The organism is Paenibacillus sp. JCM 9796 (assembly GCF_055379675.1).
In genome coordinates this window covers 4348870-4369355 of the sequence record NZ_AP043723.1, presented here as the reverse complement: position 1 = coordinate 4369355, position 20486 = coordinate 4348870, and the positions used below count along the sequence as shown (strand labels likewise).

Below are 20486 nucleotides of genomic sequence, written 5' to 3'. Positions count from 1 at the left end.
GTTTACTCGAAAGTAATGACCGTCTTCTTCAAGCTGCTGTTTCGGCCGATCAGGTCGAACGCCTCCAGCACACGATCGAAACTAAAAACGGTCGTGACGAACGTCTCCGGCTTCAGAACGCCGCATTCGATCCAGTTCATCACCTGACGGTGGCATTCCGCTTCCTCCAGCTTGGAGGGCCATTGATTGAAATCCAAGTGCCAGTTATACGGCGCTTTGCTCCAATCGAGCCTCATATCGGTTTCCGGCGAAATCCCGTAGACGCAAATATGTCCGTATGGGGCGATCAATTCCATGCTTTGATTGATAATTTCATTTTTGCCGACCGCATCTATGGCGAAATCGACACCGTCCTTGCAAACGTTCCTCACTTCGGCAACAATATCGCATGTCTTGCTGTTAAACGCATAATCGGCACCTGCCTGCAGCGCTTCCTCGATGCGGGCATCGCTCGTGACCGATGCAATAACCGGCCCCATGCCAAGCAGCTTTGCAAATTTCATAAAGGTTAAGCCTACGGGGCCTGCACCGAACACGATAACGCTTGCATTTGGCCGGACACCGAACCTCTTGCAGGCACCTAGCACTTCGCGAAGCGTCACGATCATCGGCGCGGATCTGATATCGATATCGGGCGGTAGCACCTGCTGGGCGTAATACGCTTCCGAGAACTCCGGAGCGCCTGGACCTTTGCCGTCTTCAAGCAGCGACTTGACGTCCCCCACGACGGCATACTCGGAAAACGCTCCCCACCCGGAATGCACTCCATCGGTTGAGCCCTCCAGAAAAGGCAGCAGGACGAGATCGCCCACATTCAGATGGCGTGCCTTCGAGCCTTTTTCGACTACACGGCCGACTCCTTCGTGACCGAGCGCAGCAGGATAGGTTTCGAAGCCTTTAAACTCCCCGTGAATCAGCTTCAAATCCGTTCCCCGGCAGATGCCGCAGCTCACCATTTTCACTAGCGCCTGATATTCGCCGAAAGTCGGTTTAGCGATGTCGCGGACGTCAGGAGTTCCGTTCTTGTCTACAATCAGGCTTTTCATTCGATTTGCACCTCTCTTAGTTCGGGAATCATTCGGGAGAATCGTCGTAGGACAGCAGCACTTTCCCGCCGATTTTGCGCTCGCAAATCTCGAATGCTTCTTTCCATCTACGAATGGGAAGCTTATAGGTAATGACCGGCTGCAAACGAATTTTGTTTTGGTTCCAAATGTTCATGACGCGATCCCAGGTTTCAATCGAATGTGCGTAGGAGGCAACAACTTGAAGCTGCTTATACAAAATGACGTCATAGTCGATCGCGATCTCCTTGCCTACGATTCCGACCTGAATATATTTCCCTCGCTTTTTCACCTCCCGTAAGCAACTCGCGACGGAAGGCCCTGCTCCCGCACATTCTACCGCAACGTCAACGCCTTTGCCGCCGGTCTCCCTGCCGACAACTTCATGCAAGTCCTCTTCACTGACATTGACGATAACATCGGCTCCCAATTCCTTGGCTATGGTTAACCTGGATGCATCTGCCGTCGTTCCGGCTACGATAATTTTGCAGCCTTTCATCGCCAGAAGCGACAAGCATATCAAGCCGATCGGCCCAGGACCCGAGAGCAGTACGGTATCGCCAATATGGATAGGGGTCAATTCCTCGATCGCTTTCACAGCGCAGGCCAGCGGCTCGGTCAAAGCCGCTTCTTCCAACGACAAATGGTCAGGAATGCGGTATACCATATCTTCTCTGGCAGCAACATACTTCGTGAAAGCACCGTTAACTCCCGATCCGAGCGATTTCCGTTCCGTGCAGAACATATAATTCCCTGTGCGGCAATGCTCACAGGAACCGCATGTAACGGCCGTCGATGGAAGCGCTGTCACACGATCGCCAACCTTCAGGCGGGTTACCCGTTCGCCCGCTTCAACGACAATCCCTGAAAACTCATGACCGAGAATGACGGGCGGGTTGCTTTTGTACGAATCGTGATATATATGAAGATCCGTGCCGCAAATGCCTGCGTATTTGACTTCAATTTTGACCGAATCGGCACCGACTGCAGGCTCCTGCACCTCCAACAGCTCGACGTTCCCAGGTCCTGATTTTGTCTTCACTACAGCTAACATATAATCCCTCCGTAGATGTATGAAAATATATCTAATCGATTAGATGATTGCTAAAAAAATAATTGGATACTTAAGTTTATCTCTTTGCTCCACATGTTTGACGGACGATCAGTTCAACAGGAAGTACGATTTGTCGGCATTCCTGAGTCTTCCCCTCGCCGTTTAATATCTCGAGAAGCAAGGAGGCTGCTGTCGTGCCCATTTCATATCGCGGAATCTTCACCGTCGTCAATTGAATGCTGCGCGTCCCCGAGATGAACAAATCGTCAAAGCCAATGACCGCCAAATCGTCGGGAACGCCGGCTCCAAGATCCTTGGCCGCATCCAGAACGCCTAAAGCGCCGATATCGGTAAGACTGATTACAGCCGTCGGCCGCTTCTCCTGCGGCAAGCTTAGCAAAAACCGGGTTGTATCGTAGCTTTCCTTATATCTTGCTTTGCCCGGGGTTAGCCACTCCTGACTAACGTGTAAACCGGCCTCTTCCATCGCTTGCAAATACCCTTTCATCCTGCCGCGTGTGATGGAAGAGCCGACGATACCCGGCAAAAACGCGATCTTGGTATGCCCCAGACGAATCAGGTGATTCGCGGCTATCAGGCCGCCGTTCACATTGTCCGCCGCCACCGAATTGACTTGAAGCCCCTCGATCGTCCTGCTTGCGAGCACCATCGGAAAACCTTGGGCAATTAAATTCCCGATATGCTCCTTGTCTTGTTCTAAAGCGGATGTAAGGATAAACCCATCCACCTTGCCTTGCCTTACTTGGTTTAGGGCATGCTGCGTGCGGTCGGCCTTGTCGTCCGTATTTACAATATTGATCGTGTACCCTTGCTGCTGGGCGGCTTCCTCGCACGCCTTGGCCAAGTCCGGGTAGAACGGGTTCGTGATGTCGGAAACGACAAAGCTGATCGCCTTGCTTTTCTGAACCCTGAGTCCCCTTGCTACCGCATTAGGCACATAGTTCAGCTCTGCGATTGCTTCCAATACCCGCTTCCTCTTGTCCTCGTGAACCCAACGCGTGTCGTTCAGAACATAGGATACAGTGGCAACCGAAACACCGGCTTTGTGGGCAATATCTTTGATTGTTGCCATCGTTGATCACCAGCCATCAAAAAAATCTAATCGATTAGATATAACGATATCACAGGAACTTCCCTTTGTCTATACAGCATTTTCACTATAAATATTTTTATACCGCTCTCGAAAAATTATAATTTTTATTATACCGACCGCCCTTCTATAATGAACCTCGTACCATCGTACATCGATCTCTTACGAGGAGGAAACCGGAATGTCAGCAAACGTATTGATCGTCGTCACCAATCATCATGAACTCAAACCCGGAAAACCGACCGGAGTCTGGTTGTCGGAGTTCGCGGAGGCCTATCATGCCTTCCGTAATCGGGGTTTCAGGATTACGGTGGCTAGCCCTCGCGGCGGAGAAGCACCAGTCGACCCTGGAAGCCTCGATGCGAAGCTCCCGCCCGACATTTTGGAGGCAAGAAAGCATCTGGAGCAAACCGTACCGTTACATGAAGTATCGGTCACCGATTACGACGCTGTCTTTCTTCCCGGAGGCCATGGAACTATGTTCGACTTGCCTCAGAGTGAAAAGCTTCATGAGCTGCTTCGTCTCTTTTATGAATCGGGCAAGATTGTGTCGGCGGTATGCCACGGACCTGCAGGCTTCGTTGGCGCAACCTTATCGAGCGGCGAGCCGCTTGTTGTGGGCAAACGGATTAGCGCCTTTACGGACCGCGAGGAAGAGGTCACTCAGTTGGGACCCGATTTGCCGTTTTTGCTGGAAAGCAAGCTGCGCGAGCTGGGAGCGATCTTCGTCGCGGCACCGAATTGGTCTTCCCATGTGGAAGTGGACGGCCGCTTGATCACCGGTCAAAATCCGCAATCGACGGCGTTAGTTGCCGAAGCGGTCATCCAACATCTCTCATGACGAATATGCAAAAAGGGCTGTTCCATGGCTGATATGCTCCCCATACGGTAGACAGGTGAAATATTAAAACCTGTTACTGTAAGGGGAGCATTTTCATGACTATAAAAGAACGGACAGCCTCAGAGAAATTCGCCATCATTCAGGAAATCGAAACGGGTCGTATTAGCATTAAAACTGCAGTCAAAGATTTCGGCATTACCAAAACAACCATCGCCAAATGGCGCCGTCGGTATCGCTTGTATGGCTATGAAGGATTGGAGGTTCGCACCCGTAATCGCAGTTATTCTGCCGAGCTTAAACTCCAAGCCGTCAAAGACTATCTTGAAGGTGGATTATCGCAGTATCAGGTGATCGATAAGTACAAGATGGCCAGCCGAAATCAACTCTCGCGCTGGATAAAGAAGTATAATGGTCATAGTAGCTTAAGGGCTTATACAGGGGGAACAGCTATGACCAAGGGACGCTCGACAACATGGCAGGAGAGGATTGACATTGTCCTGTACTGCCTTGCAAATGGACAAGAGTATAAGAAAGCAGCGAATCATTTCCAGGTTTCCTATCAGCAAGTGTACGGATGGGTCAAGAAATATGAAGCAGGCGGCCAAGAGGCTCTACGGGACGGAAGAGGGCGTACGAAGGCACCAGAGGAGCTAACCGATGCGGATCATCATAAGCTCGCCATGAAGAAGCTGGAGTACGAGAATGAACGACTCCGGGCGGAGAATGCTTTTCTAAAAAAGTTGCAGGAGTTCGAAAGGAGGCGTCCCTAAGCGCACTGCGACAAGAGAACGTCTACCTAGCTATCCAAGCCATTCAGCAAGCGGAGTCGCTCAGCATACAGCTTCTGTGCGAGGTTGCGGGGATTCCAAGGTCGAGCTATTACAAATGGCTTCATCGCGTTCCGAGTGTTCGCGAAGCAGAGAACCAGGAACTGACGGAAGTGATGATGTTCTTGTACGAGAAGGTTGAGGGCACCTTCGGCTACCGTCAGTTAACGCTGCATATGCGTCGCCAAACCAAGAGACCCATTAATCATAAGCGCGTGCAACGCCTGATGAAGATAAAGGGGATTCAGTCAGTGATCCGCAGAAAGAAAAAGAAGTATGAACGCTCTACACCGCAACAGGTGGCTGAAAATCTGCTTAATCGCAACTTCCAAGCGGACGTACCAAATCAGAAATGGGTAACCGACGTAACGGAATTCAAATACGGAAACGGTCAGAAGGCATATTTAAGCGCCATTCTCGACCTCCATGATAAATCCATTGTTTCCTATGTATTGGGGCACTCCAACAACAATCCTCTCGTCTTTAAGACGTTGAAATTGGCCCTGCGTGCCGCGCCTAAAAGCCGGCCAATGCTCCACAGCGACCGTGGTTTCCAGTACACGTCATTGCGCTTTAAGGAGATGTTGGATGAAGCTAAAATGAAACAGAGCATGTCCCGGGTAGGTTGCTGTATCGACAACGGCCCCATGGAATCATTCTGGGGAACGTTGAAATGCGAGAAATATTATTTGCATACCTACCGCAGCTTTGAGGCACTGAAAAAGGACATAGATGACTATATCCATTTTTACAATAACGAACGATTACAAGCAAAACTAAACGGCCTCAGTCCCATGGAATTCAGGACAAGGGCCGCTTAACTGATTTTTATTTTTTGTACTGTCTACTTGACGGGGTGCAGTTCAGGCAGATCATTCTGCCGGGGAAGCAGCCCTTTTGCTCATTTCCTCGATCAACAATCGGACGACGGGCGAGTTTCTATATTTTATTTTGTAAGCGAAATACATGTCATTCGCAACTTTGAAAGGCTCGGCAACGATTTTCACTTTGTTTGCCTGCAGCGCCCCGTGCAGCATGTAGATGGGGAGCAGGCTAATCCCCGCTCCGCATTCGATCGCCGCCAAGATGCTGTGCAGATCGGGCAGCACATGGACAGGCTGGATTTGAGGGCGCTTATGAAAGTGAGCCCGCCAAAATCTTCTGATGATCGGCAGTTCAAATCCGTAACTCAGCCAAGCTTGCGATGAAAGCCATGCTTCCAGATTGTTCGGATCGTCTAGCCCCGGTTCGGTCAGTCCGTAAGGCGCCGCAACGACAAATTGCTCCTGCATGTAATGAACATGCTCGATGCCGGAAGCCGGCGATTTTTCCGAAGTGACGATGAGGTCAAGCCTGTCTTCGAGCAGCATCTCTATCAGGTCCGATGCGACGCCGTAATGAGCGAGCACGCGCATCGGATACCTATCAAGATGCGGAGCGATATATTCCCGGAAAAATTCATGGGCCGTTCCGATTTTAATGGCCGGAAGCTCTGTCAAAAGCGGGGCTTTGAACTGATTCGCCGTTTCTTCCAAAGCCTCGATGAGAGGAGCCACACGGGTATACAGTTCTTTTCCCCGTACCGTCGGAATCATTTTACGCGGCGTTCTTGTAAACAGCAGTTCTCCCGCCTCGGCCTCCAATGCAGCCAAATGCTGGCTCATGGCCGGCTGCGTCATCATCCGTGCTTTGGCCGCTTCCGATACGGATTGATATTTATAGATAAAAACGAAACTCCGAAACCAGTCGAAGTCAACCATAATATGACCCTTTCCAGCCGGGATTATCCAGTGGATTAAGCAGAATCCCGCTCGAGTTTAGCTGCAATGCCTGTAAGCAGGACAGCCGCCAACACCATAATACCACCTATCCATGGCGTATGCACAAGACCGATTGAGTCTACCACCATGCCTCCAATTACCGATCCGATTGCGATTCCGATGTTGAAGGCGGCGATATTAAGCGCCGAAGCGACGTCGACCGCGGAAGGAACATATTTCTCTGCAAGTTGAACGACGAACAGCTGCAAGCCCGGCACGTTCATGAATGCAAGCAGGCCCATCAAGAAAATGCCAATCAAGCCGGCAATTTTAAAGAGTATCATAAACGTGAGTGCAATCAAAATCGCCGCTTTGCCATACAAACATGTACAGCAGCGCACGAATCGGGTTCCGGTTAGCCCATTTCCCGCCGATCGAATTCCCGATGGCTACAGCGACTCCATACACAAGCAAGACGATGCTGACGACATTTTTGCTGAGCCCCGTCACATCCTCCAATATCGGCGTCAAGTAGGTGAAAGCGACGAAAGTTCCTCCGTAGCCAAGCGCCGTGACGGCAAAGCCAAAAAGCAGCCGGGGGTTTGTAACGAGTCGAAACATATCCGAGAATTTAGCCGGAGGGGCTTGTTTTAAATCTCGGGGAATCCAGATAGCACTTGCAAGCATAGCTATAACGCCCAGCAAGGAGACACCCCAAAAAGTAGCCCGCCAGTCAAATGCTTGCCCGATAAAGGTTCCTAAAGGAACGCCTGTAACAGTGGCGACCGTCAGTCCTGTAAACATGAGAGCAATCGCGCTGGCTTTCTTATGCGGGGGCACAAGCTGCACCGCGATGGTCGAGCCGATGGAAAAAAAGACGCCGTGCGAAAATGCCGTGATGAAGCGGGCTACGAGCAGCAATTCAAACGATCCTGACAAAGCAGCGACAACGTTGCCCAAAGTAAATAGTACCATTAATGCAATGAGCAATGTTTTGCGGTTAACCCTGTTCGTCAACGCGGTCAAAATCGGGGCTCCGACGGCAACACCGATAGCGTAACCTGAAATAAGCAAACCTGCAAACGTTATTCCGATATGCAGGTCATTTGCGATTGAAGCTAGCAAACCAACGGGAACAAACTCTGTCGTTCCGATCCCGAATGCGCTAACGGCAAGAGCTAGCAGCGCCCAAGTTCCCGACTTGTCCTTTGCTTGCGCTTGGAAGCTGATTGTACATAAGATTGACTCATTTCAATTCCTCCTACAGTATAGTCTCAGGTACTCCTTATGCAGCATTCTTTTATATTCGCTGCGTAAGTGCTATTATAGTTGCATACGCACATTGAAGTAAGTACGTACTTATAAGTGATATAGGCACTTAAAAGTACCATAGGAACTTAAAAGTACCCTTCTCTGCATACGGAGGTTGACGATGAGATGAAATACAATATTCCGGTGGAAGCTACTCTCGACGTCATTGGCGGCAAATGGAAGGTCGTCATCCTTTGTCATCTGGACAAGGGCGAGAAACGGACCAGCGAGTTGAAAAAATTAATTCCCGACATCACGCAAAAAATGCTCACGCAACAATTGCGTGAGCTTGAAGAAGATGGGATTGTGAAACGTACCATTTACGAACAAGTTCCTCCCAAAGTCGTGTACTCCTTAACCGAATACGGTTGGTCCCTGAAGCCGATTCTCGATACGATGTGTTCGTGGGGAGAGAGATATATCGAACAGAAAACGGAAGCTTAACTTAAGGGCCCGATGTTCAGAAACCGTCTTAGCATACCGACCACGTACTCGTGATCTTCTTTTTGCGGAAGGCCGGAAACGGTCACGGTGCCGACGACGCCGGCATTCCGGAAAATGATCGGAAATGCACCACCGTGTGGAGCATATTCCGCAGGGTCCAGAAACGATTTTTCCCTAATGTCGGTATTATGTAATTTGTAATACGTCCCCATATAATAAGAGCTGTGCAAAAACCGGTTGACGACTCGGTTCTTTCGCCGAATCCATTCATCGTTATCCTTGGATGTTCCGGGCAGCGCATGGTGAAACCATTGCTGCTCTCCCTTGCAAATGTCGATCGCAATAGGCAGGCTCTGTCTATACGCTTCCTCGGTCAGCAGCATTCCCAGCTCATAAGCCATTCGGTTGTCGAAGCGGTCAAATTGAATTTGTTCTTCTTCTTCTTTCAGCTTTTCCAGTAAAGCTTGCAACGATTCCGATTCCATGGATGAACCCTCCTGCTTATTCAAACGGTATCGTCTTTTTCTCCCTACTACTGCGGATCGCGAATTCAATGACCTTAATCGTATTCATCGCTTCATCCGCGCTAACCTGTACAGGGGCATTGTCCGTTATTGCACGATACATGCCGTGATAGAAACTTTCATAGCATCCCGGCACAGTCTCGATTTTCTCGGATTTCGTTGTGCCGTTCATCGTGAATGTGAGCTCGCCGTACCATTCCTTTCTGTCACTCCCCCAACCGGGGTCCCCGGGCACGCTTCCTTGCCGCAGCATATCTTCTTGAGAATCCAGCCCGTATTTGATAAAGCTGCCCTGGCTTCCATGCAGTTGAAACCTTGGCCCGTGCTTGCATACAAGAGAACCGCTATGAAGAATGACACGCGTTTTCCCGTAAGCTAATACGATATGAAAATAGTCGTCGACCTTGGAACCGGTTCTTTGCTGGAATACATCGGCATACACGCTTTCCGGATTCCCGAACAAATGCAGCGCTTGATCGATTAAATGCGATCCCAAATCGTACAGCATCCCGCCCCCGGGTTTGTCCTTCTCTCTCCATCTGTCTGTAACTTCCGGACGGTACCGGTCATAGTGGGCCTCGTACAGGGCCAGATCTCCCAACACCCCCGATTCAATGCAGCTCTTGACAGTCAAAAAATCGTTATCCCACCTCCGGTTCTGATATACGCTGAGCAGTTTGTTTTGACGGCGTGCCGTCTCGATCAGATCTCTTGCTTCCTTCGATGAAATGACGAAAGGCTTCTCGACAACAACGTGTTTGCCTGCAAGCAATGACTGTTTCGCAAAAGGGTAATGAGTCTGATTGGGCGTTGTAATAACGACAAGATCAATGCTCTCATCGGACAACAAGTCTTCGAAGTCGGCCACGACTTCGACGTTCGGCAATTGTTGGTTTACTTTCCGGGGACTACTTGAGACAACTTTCCGTATTTCCATTCCAGGTACCGTACGAATGATTGGTGCATGAAACGTTTGCCCCGATAATCCGAAGCCCGCAATTCCCACGTTAATCTTTTTCATTGGTACTCCCTCTTTCAACCCTTTGGTATGTGCCGAAATTCCAACTTCAGTATAATGAGTTCTACGCAAAATTACAATAATTAATAATTTTTATACTTATATATTTAAGTTTAATAATTTTTTCGGGTATTTCTTTTGCAACTAAACAAGAAAGAACCGAATCACTTTCGAGTTTTACTTGTTCAAAAACTTGCGAGCTGATTATAATAAAAACGAGATGGCTTAGAAGGTGGCTTAGGAATGAATCAAGAGGAACGAGTCAAATCGATCGTGGATTATTTGAAGTTCAACGGGAAAATCAGCATGGAGGATATTTGTTCTTTGTACGATGTTTCCTACGATACGGCCAGACGCGATCTAGTCAAAATGGAAACGGATGGTCTGATCGTTCGGGTGCGCGGCGGAGCCATCCTGCCTTCCATGACCAAACACATCAATAGTTACAAAGACCGGTTGACTGAAGCCGATAACAAACGTTCCATTGCGGTTGCCGCAACGTCTCTCATACAAAACGGGGATTATATACTCTTGGATACGGGCACTACGACCCAATACATCGCCGAATTTATGACTACCGTCGATAATGTGATCGTTACCAATTCCATCGATATCGCTGCCGTACTTTGCGACAAGCCTCAAACGGCCATTCATTTGCTCGGAGGAATGTTGAACACATGGCATCGTTATGCGTACGGTCCTCGTACCGTCGAAATGCTTAACGATATCAAAGTGGATAAATTATTTCTGGGTACGTGCGGAATCTCAATCGAAGGCTTGTTTGCACCTACCGTCGAAGAGGCCTACTTGAAAAGAGAGATGATAAAGAGAGCAAATCAAGTCATATTATTGGCCGATTCAGCCAAATTCGAGAAGCATCTTTTCCATCGCGTATGCCCGTTTGATGCCATCGATATGCTTATTACGGATGTTGAACCGAAAGCTCCTTTCGGCAAAATATTTTCCGACTTTCATATTCAAGTCGTCGTTGCTTCAGACCGGGGCGTATCCTAATCGATCCGCCCGGCTCTGAATGCGTGATCTCGACGCTAACGCGATCTAGTCAATACGCTTTCTTCCAATACGGCATCTTTATCCCCATAGACCTTGATGATATGTTGATCTCCCCACTTGCATAAGGTATCCAAGATCGATTTCAAACTCCATCCGTATTCGCTAAGTTCATATTCCACTTTAGGCGGAACCTGGTTATAAGTGATTCTATTGATAATTCCGTCATCCTCCAACTCCCGCAACTGCTGGGTCAGCATCTTCTGTGTAATTCCGGGCATCGCGCGTTTTAATTCGTTCGTGCGCTTTGTCCCATGAGTAAGATGACATAGAATGACACACTTCCATTTTCCTCCGATAACTTCCAGAGTAGCTTCAACTGAAATATTATACTTCTTTTTACTCATAATTCCCCTCCGTATAAGGAAGCATGGGCACTTTTTAGTACCTATGTACAAAAAAGTACGTACTTTTCTTGTTGGCTTCTATTATTCATAATAACACTTGTCATGACGTAATGACCACTCATGACGCCAAAAATTTTCAGATTGAGAGGTGTTTAAACTTGAGCAACTTATCTTGGCAACAGGCTTTGCAGAAAATAAGCAATGAAGAGCATACGCTGCAATACGACTCCTTCTCAAACGAGGATGCACTTGAGTTAGGATTGTCGATCGTTGATTTGGCTAAGCAGGCTGGGAAAGCAGTTGCTGTCGATATTACCAAACATGGCGTTCAAGTTTTTCATTATATGATGACAGGCACGACTCTAGTCAACAATGAATGGCTTCAACGGAAACATCGAGTCGTCGAGTTGAGCAATCACAGTTCCTATTATCTTGAAATTGAAGGCAAGGTGAATGGGCAGACGTATAATGAGAGGCATTTTCTTGACGACGCAGCGTATGGTCCCTACGGGGGAGGATTTCCTATATGGGTTAAAGGCACCGGCATGGTTGGAATCGTCACCGTATCCGGGTTAACGGCTCAAGAAGATCATGAGTTGATCGTTAAGGCTCTGAGCGCCGTTTTAAAGCTGTAAGGGGGAATCGCTTTGCCGTTAATTACGCTCAATATGTGGCCAACCCTTAAAAGAGAGCAGAAACGGGAATTGATCTATGCGATCACCGAGCTTACCGTTTCCGTTCTGCAAATTGTTCCGGATAAAATCCAAGTGTTAATCCAAGAAGTTGAACGCGAAAACTGGGGAAAAGCGGGCGCCGCTGCTTCGGACCCGAATTTTGCCCATGACAGCAGGCTTACGAATTGGGCTACCAAAGAGTCCTACCATTCGGATGGCAATGAAATACGGGGGATGGCTATCGCAACGATAGATATTTGGAACACGTTCGATCAGGAAACGAAAGATCATTGGGTGATGCGCCTTAGTCACCTCATCCACACGTTTACAAATGCCCCTCTGGATAAAATTCTAATCGTTATCCGAGAGATGATTCCCGGCAATTGGGGACAGAGCGGGGTGACCGGAGCGGACCCGGACTTTCTTACCAAAAGCCGAGCCTTGTAAGTTAACACTCTAACTCAAATATCTTGGAGGGATATACGAATGTTCAAAAGTTTACAAGATACCACTACTTTATATAATAATGTGCAAATGCCTTGGTTTGGATTGGGCGTTTATAAGGTTGAGGAAGGCCCAGAGCTTGAGAATGCGGTGAAAACAGCCATCAAGCACGGATATCGAAGCATTGATACAGCAGCCATCTATGGAAATGAAGAAGGAGTCGGCCGGGGAATCCGACAAGGACTCGTTGAGTCCGGACTTGCACGGGAACAATTATTTGTGACCTCCAAAGTCTGGAATGCGGATCTTGGATACGAGTCAACTTTGGCCGCCTATGAAACGAGCTTAAAAAAATTGAACTTGGACTATCTCGATCTATATCTCATTCATTGGCCGGCCGAAGGCAAATATAAAGCGGCATGGCGAGCGTTAGAGAAACTATATAAAGAAGGCCGAGTCAAAGCGATCGGAGTCAGCAACTTCCAAATTCATCATATTGAAGACTTGATGACAGACGCCGAAATAAAGCCCATGGTCAACCAGGTGGAATATCACCCGCGCCTGACGCAGAAAGCACTGCATGATTATTGCAAACAACAAGGAATTCAGCTCGAGGCCTGGTCTCCTTTAATGCAAGGACAGCTTTTGGATCATCCGGTCATTAAGGAAATTGCAGCCAAATACAACAAATCGGTTGCTCAAACCATTCTCCGCTGGGATTTGCAAAACGGGGTAGTGACCATTCCGAAGTCGACAAAAGAGCATCGAATCGTTGAAAATGCGGCTGTTTTTGATTTCGAGTTGACAAGCGCCGATATGGACAGGCTCGACAGTCTCAATCAAAATCTCCGCGTAGGCCCGGATCCGGATAATTTCGATTTTTAATAGTAACCATACAGACTACAGAGACAATCGCCAATCAGCCTGTCAAAGGGCAAGTTGATTGGCGATTGCCCATTATCACTTCCCCTTTCTTGCTCGAAACCAACTGAGGAAGGAAAGTACAATAGCAGCCCCAATCATTACAGCCGGCATTAACCATGGTTGTCTTAGCACAATTTCAGATTCCCAAGGAAAGCGAATCGTCATGGAGACGTCCCCCACCTTTTCCACGTCCTGACGAGTGAAATGATCAACATGATCCCCGGCAATACAACGTACATAGGAGCCACAATGACCTGGGCCATCTTGCCAACCCAAACCTGCAAGTGCTCTGATAAATTATTGGCCATGGTCATAGCAATGATATAGGTACTGATTGTCGCAATCCAGATAGCCGATCGATCTTTCGACGAATGAGTAAGTTCGCGAATACAGAAAACGGCTGAAAACAAATAAACAGCGATTTTGACGAAAGCCGAACACAAAAAATATATCGCTCCAAGCACCTCTAGATTCTCTAGAAAATCAGCAATACTGGACAGCGTCAAAATGGCATAAGCAGGAAAAATCATTCTTTGAAATAAATATTCTCCAAGTGCGGTTATAGCCAGAATATTAAACAATACGACGAAAACTCCGGCAAAGATTGCTGCACAGAAGCCGATGCGTCCTGCGTATTGCTTCTTTCTCAGCATGTACCAAAAAGCTCCCATCACATAGCATTCTCCGTAAGTAGTTGTTACGCCGACCGGCCATACCTGATTCGTCACCCTTCCCATCCCTCCGCTTAGCACAGGTCTCAAATAGTCGCCATGCAAGCTGTCTGAAGCGAGCAAGACAACAACTTCCAGCATGATAAAAACAACCAGAATCGGCAGGAGAATACCTGAAATCTGAAACAATACTTCGACGCCTGCAAACAAACAGTAGAGAAGCAGCAAGACAAGCACGCCGATAAAAACCCATGCAGGGGTTTTGGGAAGAAGCGTAAGCGGGAGAAGAAACCGGATATCGCAAATGACCCTCGCCGCTGTATAAATAAAGAACAAGGGATACAACCAGGCCAATACGGTCCCCAGCCATTTGCCGAAGCATAATGTGTACCATTCCACTAACGGAGCGTACTTGTTGAGTCTGGCGATAACAGTGTAACCTACGATAAGCATCCCCCCGAGCAATGAGGAAATAACCGAGGAAATCCAAGCGTCCCTGCCCGCGGCGGATCCAGAGCCAAAAATGATGGTTGTCCCCAATTCAAACATCACCATAAGCGAGAAAAAATGATAGGAAGAGATACGGTTCATTTATTTGATGTCCTCCCGGTTGGCACCCTTCCCAAGTAATCCTGACTGTACAACTTTGGTATCAACCGAAATAACCACTTTAACGTTTGGAAAAAGTCCCCCCCATTCGTTAGCATAAGTGGACTTCCATACCTTTGGATCTTGCTTGTAAATATTCAGACCGAACCCGAAAATATCGGATTGGAACTTTTTCTGGACCTTTTTGCACAAATTATCTATTCGATCCTTGATATCGGCTTCAAGCAAATCACTAATGAACGATCGCTCATCGGCGGAATCCAGATCAAGCTTGGATGTATTTTCCGAAACGTTAAACAAAGCTGTAAGTTGAACATTCATCGTTATACTGTCTCCTTGTTTCAAGGCAGATAGTTTGCTGTTGACACCTCTAAGCTCCCCACCGACATAGCCTCCTTCCCTCTGGTCCGGAATTCGAACCATAAGATCTCCATCCTTTTTTTCGTTTCTAAGCCACAATAATGCCATCCATTCCGAATCGCTGAGCCACCCAACCAAATGGTCATCACGAAACACAGCTGCTCCATTGCTTACCATAACGCTTGTTGATCCGTCACCATTGTTCTTAGCAGACTTTACAGAAATTTGCGGAGCATAAGCCTCTTGTCCTTCGTCCATTAATAAGGTTAAAAATCGGCCAAGATCGACGGAAGTCCCGTTCCTCATGTCAAGTTGCCCGTGAATGACTTCAGAAGCAAGCTTTCTCATACTTTGGCTTGAACTTCAGTACGTCTAGCGCGTCTTCCTTTGATATGATCATTGTACTTTTCAACTGAGATTGACGATTGCGCATGAAAAAATCAAGCAGAGGGAAAATCCCGTTCCGTGCAAGCTTTTCGCCGACGACGATGGTTCTGTTATGAGATAAGAACAATTTGCGAGGAAGTTTATCTTGCAAACCGGTAAAGGCATCCATTACGGTTTTTCCTTGTTCCGATACAATCCATCCGGCTGAAGACTCTAACTTCGACTCTCCCCCTCCCTGCGCCGAGGTCGTTCCGATTAATCTCGGTACAGCCAGTAAAACAGTTACGCGAATAGATTCATCATCCAATAAATCGACACCCGTAGCGGTAACAATCGCAATATCATTAACCTCCTTTCTTTCCCAGCAACCACTGAGTAATAACAAAGTTAGCAACGGTGCTAATAATCGCTTTACGACAAAAGACATAAACCTAAATTTCGAAAGTCCACTTTAGCAATGTCAGCGGGGGAGTAATAGGTCGTACCGGCTGTAAAATAAAGAGAGATTTTCCTGGGGACAGCCCGCATGACTGAAAGGATGGATAGTTCTGCCCCCTCCCCACTGAAGAGGCTTCGTCCTTTCCATGTAAGATGGTGGAAACCATCATTCCAATTGAGCTACTCGAGTCTCTAGCCGCTTCCAGGCGTACTGATTGGCGAAATCCTTCGCCAGTTTGAGGATGACCGATCTACTGTGCTGAATGAGCGTGGCTGCGCAATGAAAGAATTCCAGCCGGAACCGGGCGATCGTGTACCCCCGATGGACCGGCTCGCAGCAGTCAAGCTTGAACGAACAAATTGTAGGCGAGCAGCTTGATCAACAAATCCAGTTCATTGCCCTGAAAATTGCTCGTGGCGATGCAATCGATCGAAAACCCGTTTTTGGCTTCCTTGATGTAGTTTTCCATGCAGCAACGCTGGTTGTAGAAGCGCCACAAATCGATCGGCTCCCATTCCAAATTCGTGACGTTGGCTTCGTACCGCCAGTCGCTGTCGAACACCAGTCGGCCCTGCCCGTCATCGAACACTTGGGCTTTGCGGATGATCGCGACACGACGGGCCTTTTTCCAGGATGTCGCTTTGTAAATCAGGGTGATGCCTTCGATGATCCAATCTTCGTCGACGTAACGCGTCCAGTAGCGACAGTTCCGAACTTCCTGTTCCAGCCGCTGCGTCCATTTCAGCTTGCCGACGTAGCCGATCTTCCGGCTTTCCAGCAGGCGGTAGAACTCTTCGCCGCCAAAACCCTTGTCGAACCGGACGTAGGTGACGTTGGGCTCGCCGAGCAGGTCGAAGGTTTGCTTCAGAAAGTCGATCGTGTCGGTGGAGGAATGGGTGTTGCCCGGTCGAAGCCGGGCGTTCAGATTCAGACGCGTCCGCCCTTCAAAAGCTAGCAAGGGATGATAGCTCTTGCGGCCCGGCTTGTGCGGGTTGGTGCCCTTGGCCGCGCCGGCTTGGTCGCCGTACACCGTCTCCACCGTCGAGTCCAGGTCGAGGATGATGTCAGAAGGCAGGCAGGGAAGGATGATCTCTTGACTCAGCGTCCGAATCTCCGCCACGAGTTCGAGAGGCGACCGGCCCAGTCTGACCAGTTCCTTATACAACAAGCTATGATGCGGGCAGCGTCCGCCCAGGAAACGGCGGATCAGCCCATCATGCTGCAGCTTGCGAAAATGAAAAATCCGCTCGCAGCCGAGCATCCAGCCGATGATGAGATAGAGCAGGATGCGATGAAGAGGGAAAATGGCGTTATGCGCTTTGCCATCGGAGAAGCTGCGCATGGTCGCGGCAAGCTTGATTTTTTCGAGATATTCAAGAAAGACCTTGACGCCGCCGTAGCTCGTTGCGTTTTGCAGGGAAAATTCGGTCTTGATTTTGCTGACGGGTGTGGTAGACTTCACCTAAAAGGTGCTCCTTTCTTTGGGTGATGTGTTTTCGACAAACACCATTCTACCAAAGATTCGGAGCCCTTTTCACGTTTTCATAGAGTCGTACTTTCGAAATTCAGGATAAATAACCTCTTACCTTCTTGTCTCAGGAAAGTAAATGCTGCGCTATTTTTCATTTGCAGCGATTCGCTTGCGTTTAAATCGATCAAACCAAGGCAATCGGATCAATGTATCTTTAATTTCATTGTGATCCATAGTACTAACGGGAGACATCAACGGGGTACCGAAGGATTTTAATTTGCTGATATGAATGAGCAGGGCAATCAAGAAAATAAAAATACCATAGAGCCCCAGAAAACCAGCCATAATCATTAGAGGAAAACGTAAGAACCTTATCGACAATCCTAAGTTGTACGTAGGAAAAATAAAAGATGCGATACCTGTCGCAGACATAACGATGACAAGGGAAGCCGTAACAAGGCCAGCCTGAACAGCCGCTTGTCCGATCACCAATGCTCCAACAATGCTAACAGCCTGACCGATTTGCCTAGGAAGTCGTACCCCCGCTTCTCGCAGCCCTTCGAATGCCAGTTCGATAAACAATGCTTCAACAATTGCAGGGAACGGAACGGTATCTCTGGAAGACGCAATACTTAGCAAGAGATAGGCGGGAAGCATTTCTTGATGCATAGTCGTTATGGCTATATACAAAGATGGGAAAATAAGGGCCATTATAGACAGGCTATTTCGAAGCCAACGTGACGCAGTTGCGATGATAAAATGCTGACTGTAATCTTCCGCTGTTTGTAGCATTTCAAATGAAGTAGTGGGGGCTATGAGAACGAACGGCGTATTATCCACCAAAATCACTACCTTTCCTTCGGCTAAAGAAGCCACGGTACGATCCGGACGTTCGGTGGACATCATTTGCGGAAAAATCGAATGACGATTGTCCTTTATTAGCTCTTCGATGTTCCCGCTATCCAGAACTACATCAATTTGTACATTTTGAATACGTGCCATAACTTCGTCAATCAGCTTTAGTTCGGCAATACCCTCAACGTACATGACAGCTATTTGAGTTCGGGACAAAGTACCGACATAAAAATAATGAGTTTTCAGTCTTGTCGTCTTCAACCTGCGACGAATAAGTGTCGTGTTGATTTGCAGGCTTTCCGTAAAACCATCCCTCGGTCCTCTAATCACCGTTTCAGAAGTAGGTTCATCTACCGATCTCATCTTCATGGATGTCATGTTGATCAGAAGTGAACCGGGAATACCGTCAATCAAAACCAAGATTTCTCCGCCTAATATAGCTTCTGCAGCTTTATCCTCTTGTACATTCCGGCTGATCCTTTCAACCGGAAGTACCTTTTCAGTCAACCAAGACAGCAGGTCGTCTTTCCTTTGAATCTCGTCTATAGACTGAAGAGGTGTCAGAATATCCGTCTCTAATCGAAGTTGGTCCACCATGCCGTCTAGAAAAACAAGCAATCCTTTACGATTGTATCCAAGCAATATATTTCGAAATACAACGTCGTCGCATTGTGCGAAAAGGGCCCTAAATCGAGCTTCATCGATATGTAAATCACCGGAAATCATATTTTTTCGATGCGCTTCGGTCACCTGTATTCCCCACTTTTGCATTCCAGATGACATTTAACATATCCAGAATAATACACGGACATACACACCATGGCGAAAGGGGAGTCAATTACTCAACTTTCGCAGAGCAAAAACTAGCCTAAATCCTTGCAGCCACAGGGCTACTAAGCAATCAGATACATGGCTTGCAAAATAGAAAAACACCGCTTCGTTTGGTAAAGTGAAAGTGCGAGCAATCACTATCAAACAGAAGAGGTGTCTTCCATCATGATAGACCATCAGCCCGATCTTAATCAACTGCCAAACGAATTAAAGTCTGCTTTTCAAGAACTGAACGTCATGAAACATCTTCGACAAGCTGGGTTGCGCAAGCGATTTGGTTTCAGCTGTGCCCGACTGTTCCAACTCGTCTTTGTCCTGTTGTTTCATCAAAAGAACTGGTTTCGTCTGCTCGAGAGCAGCAAGGGAGAATCGTTTCCCGGCAAAGATGCGGTGTATCGCTTCCTCAATCATGCCGGCTTTGCCTGGCGTCGCTTTCTGACATCACTCAGTGTCGCCACGGTACGGAAGGTCAGCACTCTTACGTCTGTCGACCGGGACACCGTCTTCATCGTTGACGATTCGATGTTCGAACGCAATCGCAGCAAGGCTGTTGAGTTGCTCGCCCGATTCAAAGATCATGCCACCGGCGCTTATTACAAAGGATTTCGTATGCTCACCATGGGCTGGTCCGACGGGCATACCTTCTTGCCGCTCGACTTCGCGCTGCTCAGTTCAAGCAAGTCTGCCATCAACGGCATGAGCGAGAACATCGACAAACGATCGCACGGCTACAAGCGCCGTCAGGAATCGCTCCGATCGGCTCCGCAGGTCATTGCGTCCATGCTGGATCGCGCTTTGGCAGCAGGGGCGACCGCCTCCTACGTCTTGATGGACAGCTGGTTTACGCATGCGCCTCTCATTGGCGAAGTCATTGCCCGCGGGCTCGACGTGATCGGCATGGTCAAGAATGACAATAAGCGTTTCCTGGTTCAAGGCCGGAAGCTGTCGCTCAAAGAACTGTACGCGGCAGCGTTTCCTGTGGTGAGCAACAAGCGTGGCATTCTCCGCTGCATTCGAACCGAGCTTGCCCCAGACATTCCGGTTCGCGTGGTGTTCGTTCGTCATCGTACGAAGAAGAATGAATGGCTCGCTATTTTGACGACAGACCTTTCCCTTTCCGTAGAGGACGTGATCCGCATCTACGCGATTCGCTGGGACATTGAGGTCTTCTTCAAGTGCACCAAATCACTGCTTCGTTTGCAAAAAGAGTTTCAAGGCCGCTCCTATGATTTGCTGATCAGCCATACGACGCTTGTGTTTTCGCGCTACATCCTGCTGGCTTGGCAGCATCGGCAAAGCACCGATGCGCGCTCCTTCGGAGGCTTGTTTTATTTGCTATGCGACGAAGTCGGTACGCTCGATTGGGCGGTTGCCTTACAACAATTGCTCGATCTCATCAACGAAATTGCCACGAAGGCCGGCAAAAAGGGGTCTGTAAAATAAATCGTG

18 protein-coding genes and 3 pseudogenes are annotated in these 20486 nt (G+C 48.3%); 8 read left to right on the top strand and 13 right to left on the bottom strand.

Going from position 1 to position 20486, the window contains the following annotated elements; genetic code table 11:
* Positions 1-2: 2 nt before the first annotated feature.
* The 3 genes from ACZ439_RS21020 to ACZ439_RS21010 form a co-directional block, all read right to left on the bottom strand.
* Positions 3-1046 carry a zinc-dependent alcohol dehydrogenase gene (locus tag ACZ439_RS21020; protein ID WP_054799509.1) on the bottom strand — a complete coding sequence of 348 codons (1044 nt, stop codon included), beginning with the start codon at positions 1044-1046 and terminating at the stop codon, positions 3-5.
* 28 nt (positions 1047-1074) lie between these two features.
* Complete coding sequence (locus tag ACZ439_RS21015) at positions 1075-2118, bottom strand: zinc-dependent alcohol dehydrogenase (RefSeq protein WP_054796751.1); 1044 nt, start codon at positions 2116-2118, stop codon at positions 1075-1077.
* A gap of 76 nt (positions 2119-2194) precedes the next feature.
* Positions 2195-3211: a LacI family DNA-binding transcriptional regulator gene (locus tag ACZ439_RS21010; RefSeq protein WP_464620132.1), complete on the bottom strand. Its 1017-nt coding sequence runs from the start codon at positions 3209-3211 to the stop codon at positions 2195-2197.
* Between the two features lie 199 nt (positions 3212-3410).
* On the opposite strand from ACZ439_RS21010, the gene ACZ439_RS21005 reads away from it, so the two are divergent.
* Entirely contained in the window at positions 3411-4070 is a 660-nt protein-coding gene (locus tag ACZ439_RS21005; protein WP_054796749.1) for a type 1 glutamine amidotransferase domain-containing protein, read from the top strand.
* 95 nt (positions 4071-4165) lie between these two features.
* A protein-coding gene (locus tag ACZ439_RS21000; RefSeq protein WP_464620131.1) for an IS3 family transposase occupies positions 4166-5718 on the top strand; the annotation gives its coding sequence in 2 pieces (ribosomal slippage) (positions 4166-4814 and positions 4814-5718; 1554 coding nt in all).
* Between the two features lie 51 nt (positions 5719-5769).
* On the opposite strand, the gene ACZ439_RS20995 is transcribed toward ACZ439_RS21000, so the two are convergent.
* The gene (locus ACZ439_RS20995; protein WP_054798624.1) at positions 5770-6657 is read right to left on the bottom strand and encodes a LysR family transcriptional regulator; all 888 of its coding nucleotides are present in this window, start codon (positions 6655-6657) and stop codon (positions 5770-5772) included.
* 35 nt (positions 6658-6692) lie between these two features.
* Positions 6693-7899, bottom strand: a pseudogene (locus tag ACZ439_RS20990) (MFS transporter).
* 195 nt (positions 7900-8094) lie between these two features.
* Here ACZ439_RS20990 and ACZ439_RS20985 point away from each other — a divergent pair.
* Entirely contained in the window at positions 8095-8412 is a 318-nt protein-coding gene (locus ACZ439_RS20985) for a winged helix-turn-helix transcriptional regulator (RefSeq protein ID WP_464620130.1), read from the top strand.
* Here ACZ439_RS20985 and ACZ439_RS20980 read toward each other — a convergent pair.
* Both ACZ439_RS20980 and ACZ439_RS20975 read right to left on the bottom strand, forming a co-directional pair.
* Positions 8409-8897 (bottom strand): heme-degrading domain-containing protein, encoded by a 489-nt coding sequence (locus ACZ439_RS20980; RefSeq protein WP_464620129.1) that lies wholly within the window; start codon positions 8895-8897, stop codon positions 8409-8411. The genes ACZ439_RS20985 and ACZ439_RS20980 overlap by 4 nt on opposite strands.
* Before the next feature lie 16 nt (positions 8898-8913).
* Positions 8914-9957 carry an oxidoreductase gene (locus tag ACZ439_RS20975; protein WP_464620128.1) on the bottom strand — a complete coding sequence of 348 codons (1044 nt, stop codon included), beginning with the start codon at positions 9955-9957 and terminating at the stop codon, positions 8914-8916.
* 240 nt (positions 9958-10197) lie between these two features.
* Between ACZ439_RS20975 and ACZ439_RS20970 the strand changes: the two genes are divergently transcribed.
* The gene (locus ACZ439_RS20970; protein ID WP_054798623.1) at positions 10198-10968 is read left to right on the top strand and encodes a DeoR/GlpR family DNA-binding transcription regulator; all 771 of its coding nucleotides are present in this window, start codon (positions 10198-10200) and stop codon (positions 10966-10968) included.
* Positions 10969-11003: 35 nt separating this feature from the next.
* On the opposite strand, the gene ACZ439_RS20965 is transcribed toward ACZ439_RS20970, so the two are convergent.
* Complete coding sequence (locus ACZ439_RS20965) at positions 11004-11372, bottom strand: winged helix-turn-helix transcriptional regulator (protein ID WP_054798622.1); 369 nt, start codon at positions 11370-11372, stop codon at positions 11004-11006.
* 158 nt (positions 11373-11530) lie between these two features.
* Here ACZ439_RS20965 and ACZ439_RS20960 point away from each other — a divergent pair, with 158 nt between their 5' ends.
* From ACZ439_RS20960 to ACZ439_RS20950, 3 genes are read left to right on the top strand one after another with little or no spacing between them, the layout of a single operon-like run.
* Positions 11531-12007: a heme-degrading domain-containing protein gene (locus tag ACZ439_RS20960; RefSeq protein ID WP_464620127.1), complete on the top strand. Its 477-nt coding sequence runs from the start codon at positions 11531-11533 to the stop codon at positions 12005-12007.
* 12 nt (positions 12008-12019) lie between these two features.
* Positions 12020-12493 (top strand): tautomerase family protein, encoded by a 474-nt coding sequence (locus ACZ439_RS20955; RefSeq protein ID WP_054798576.1) that lies wholly within the window; start codon positions 12020-12022, stop codon positions 12491-12493.
* 39 nt (positions 12494-12532) lie between these two features.
* A complete protein-coding gene (locus ACZ439_RS20950; protein WP_464620126.1) occupies positions 12533-13375 on the top strand; it encodes an aldo/keto reductase in 843 nt (280 codons plus the stop codon).
* Positions 13376-13575: 200 nt separating this feature from the next.
* Here ACZ439_RS20950 and ACZ439_RS20945 read toward each other — a convergent pair whose 3' ends face one another.
* The 5 genes and pseudogenes from ACZ439_RS20945 to ACZ439_RS20925 form a co-directional block, all read right to left on the bottom strand.
* Positions 13576-14676 (bottom strand): GerAB/ArcD/ProY family transporter, encoded by a 1101-nt coding sequence (locus tag ACZ439_RS20945; protein ID WP_464620125.1) that lies wholly within the window; start codon positions 14674-14676, stop codon positions 13576-13578.
* Positions 14677-15402: a Ger(x)C family spore germination C-terminal domain-containing protein gene (locus ACZ439_RS20940; RefSeq protein WP_464620124.1), complete on the bottom strand. Its 726-nt coding sequence runs from the start codon at positions 15400-15402 to the stop codon at positions 14677-14679. It abuts the gene before it with no gap.
* Positions 15383-15868, bottom strand: a complete 486-nt coding sequence (locus tag ACZ439_RS20935; protein ID WP_464620123.1) for a Ger(x)C family spore germination protein — start codon at positions 15866-15868, stop codon at positions 15383-15385. The genes ACZ439_RS20940 and ACZ439_RS20935 overlap by 20 nt, the downstream gene beginning before the upstream one ends.
* A gap of 177 nt (positions 15869-16045) precedes the next feature.
* Positions 16046-17342, bottom strand: a pseudogene (locus ACZ439_RS20930) (IS1380 family transposase).
* Positions 17343-17495: 153 nt separating this feature from the next.
* Positions 17496-18956: a spore germination protein gene (locus tag ACZ439_RS20925; protein ID WP_464620122.1), complete on the bottom strand. Its 1461-nt coding sequence runs from the start codon at positions 18954-18956 to the stop codon at positions 17496-17498.
* Between the two features lie 246 nt (positions 18957-19202).
* Here ACZ439_RS20925 and ACZ439_RS20920 point away from each other — a divergent pair.
* Positions 19203-20465 (top strand): annotated as a pseudogene (locus ACZ439_RS20920) (IS4 family transposase); the annotation flags it as partial.
* Positions 20466-20486 lie beyond the last annotated feature (21 nt).

Bases quoted from the DNA above. Each gene is read 5' to 3' on its own strand.
- ACZ439_RS20965 (WP_054798622.1), bottom strand. From the start codon at position 11,372: ATGAGTAAAAAGAAGTATAATATTTCAGTTGAAGCTACTCTGGAAGTT.
- ACZ439_RS20945 (WP_464620125.1), bottom strand. From the start codon at position 14,676: ATGAACCGTATCTCTTCCTATCATTTTTTCTCGCTTATGGTGATGTTT.
- ACZ439_RS21015 (WP_054796751.1), bottom strand. From the start codon at position 2,118: ATGTTAGCTGTAGTGAAGACAAAATCAGGACCTGGGAACGTCGAGCTG.
- ACZ439_RS20985 (WP_464620130.1), top strand. From the start codon at position 8,095: ATGAAATACAATATTCCGGTGGAAGCTACTCTCGACGTCATTGGCGGC.
- ACZ439_RS21020 (WP_054799509.1), bottom strand. From the start codon at position 1,046: ATGAAAAGCCTGATTGTAGACAAGAACGGAACTCCTGACGTCCGCGAC.
- ACZ439_RS20995 (WP_054798624.1), bottom strand. From the start codon at position 6,657: ATGGTTGACTTCGACTGGTTTCGGAGTTTCGTTTTTATCTATAAATAT.
- ACZ439_RS21005 (WP_054796749.1), top strand. From the start codon at position 3,411: ATGTCAGCAAACGTATTGATCGTCGTCACCAATCATCATGAACTCAAA.
- ACZ439_RS20980 (WP_464620129.1), bottom strand. From the start codon at position 8,897: ATGGAATCGGAATCGTTGCAAGCTTTACTGGAAAAGCTGAAAGAAGAA.
- ACZ439_RS20970 (WP_054798623.1), top strand. From the start codon at position 10,198: ATGAATCAAGAGGAACGAGTCAAATCGATCGTGGATTATTTGAAGTTC.
- ACZ439_RS20975 (WP_464620128.1), bottom strand. From the start codon at position 9,957: ATGAAAAAGATTAACGTGGGAATTGCGGGCTTCGGATTATCGGGGCAA.
- ACZ439_RS20940 (WP_464620124.1), bottom strand. From the start codon at position 15,402: ATGAGAAAGCTTGCTTCTGAAGTCATTCACGGGCAACTTGACATGAGG.
- ACZ439_RS20950 (WP_464620126.1), top strand. From the start codon at position 12,533: ATGTTCAAAAGTTTACAAGATACCACTACTTTATATAATAATGTGCAA.
- ACZ439_RS20935 (WP_464620123.1), bottom strand. From the start codon at position 15,868: ATGTCTTTTGTCGTAAAGCGATTATTAGCACCGTTGCTAACTTTGTTA.
- ACZ439_RS21010 (WP_464620132.1), bottom strand. From the start codon at position 3,211: ATGGCAACAATCAAAGATATTGCCCACAAAGCCGGTGTTTCGGTTGCC.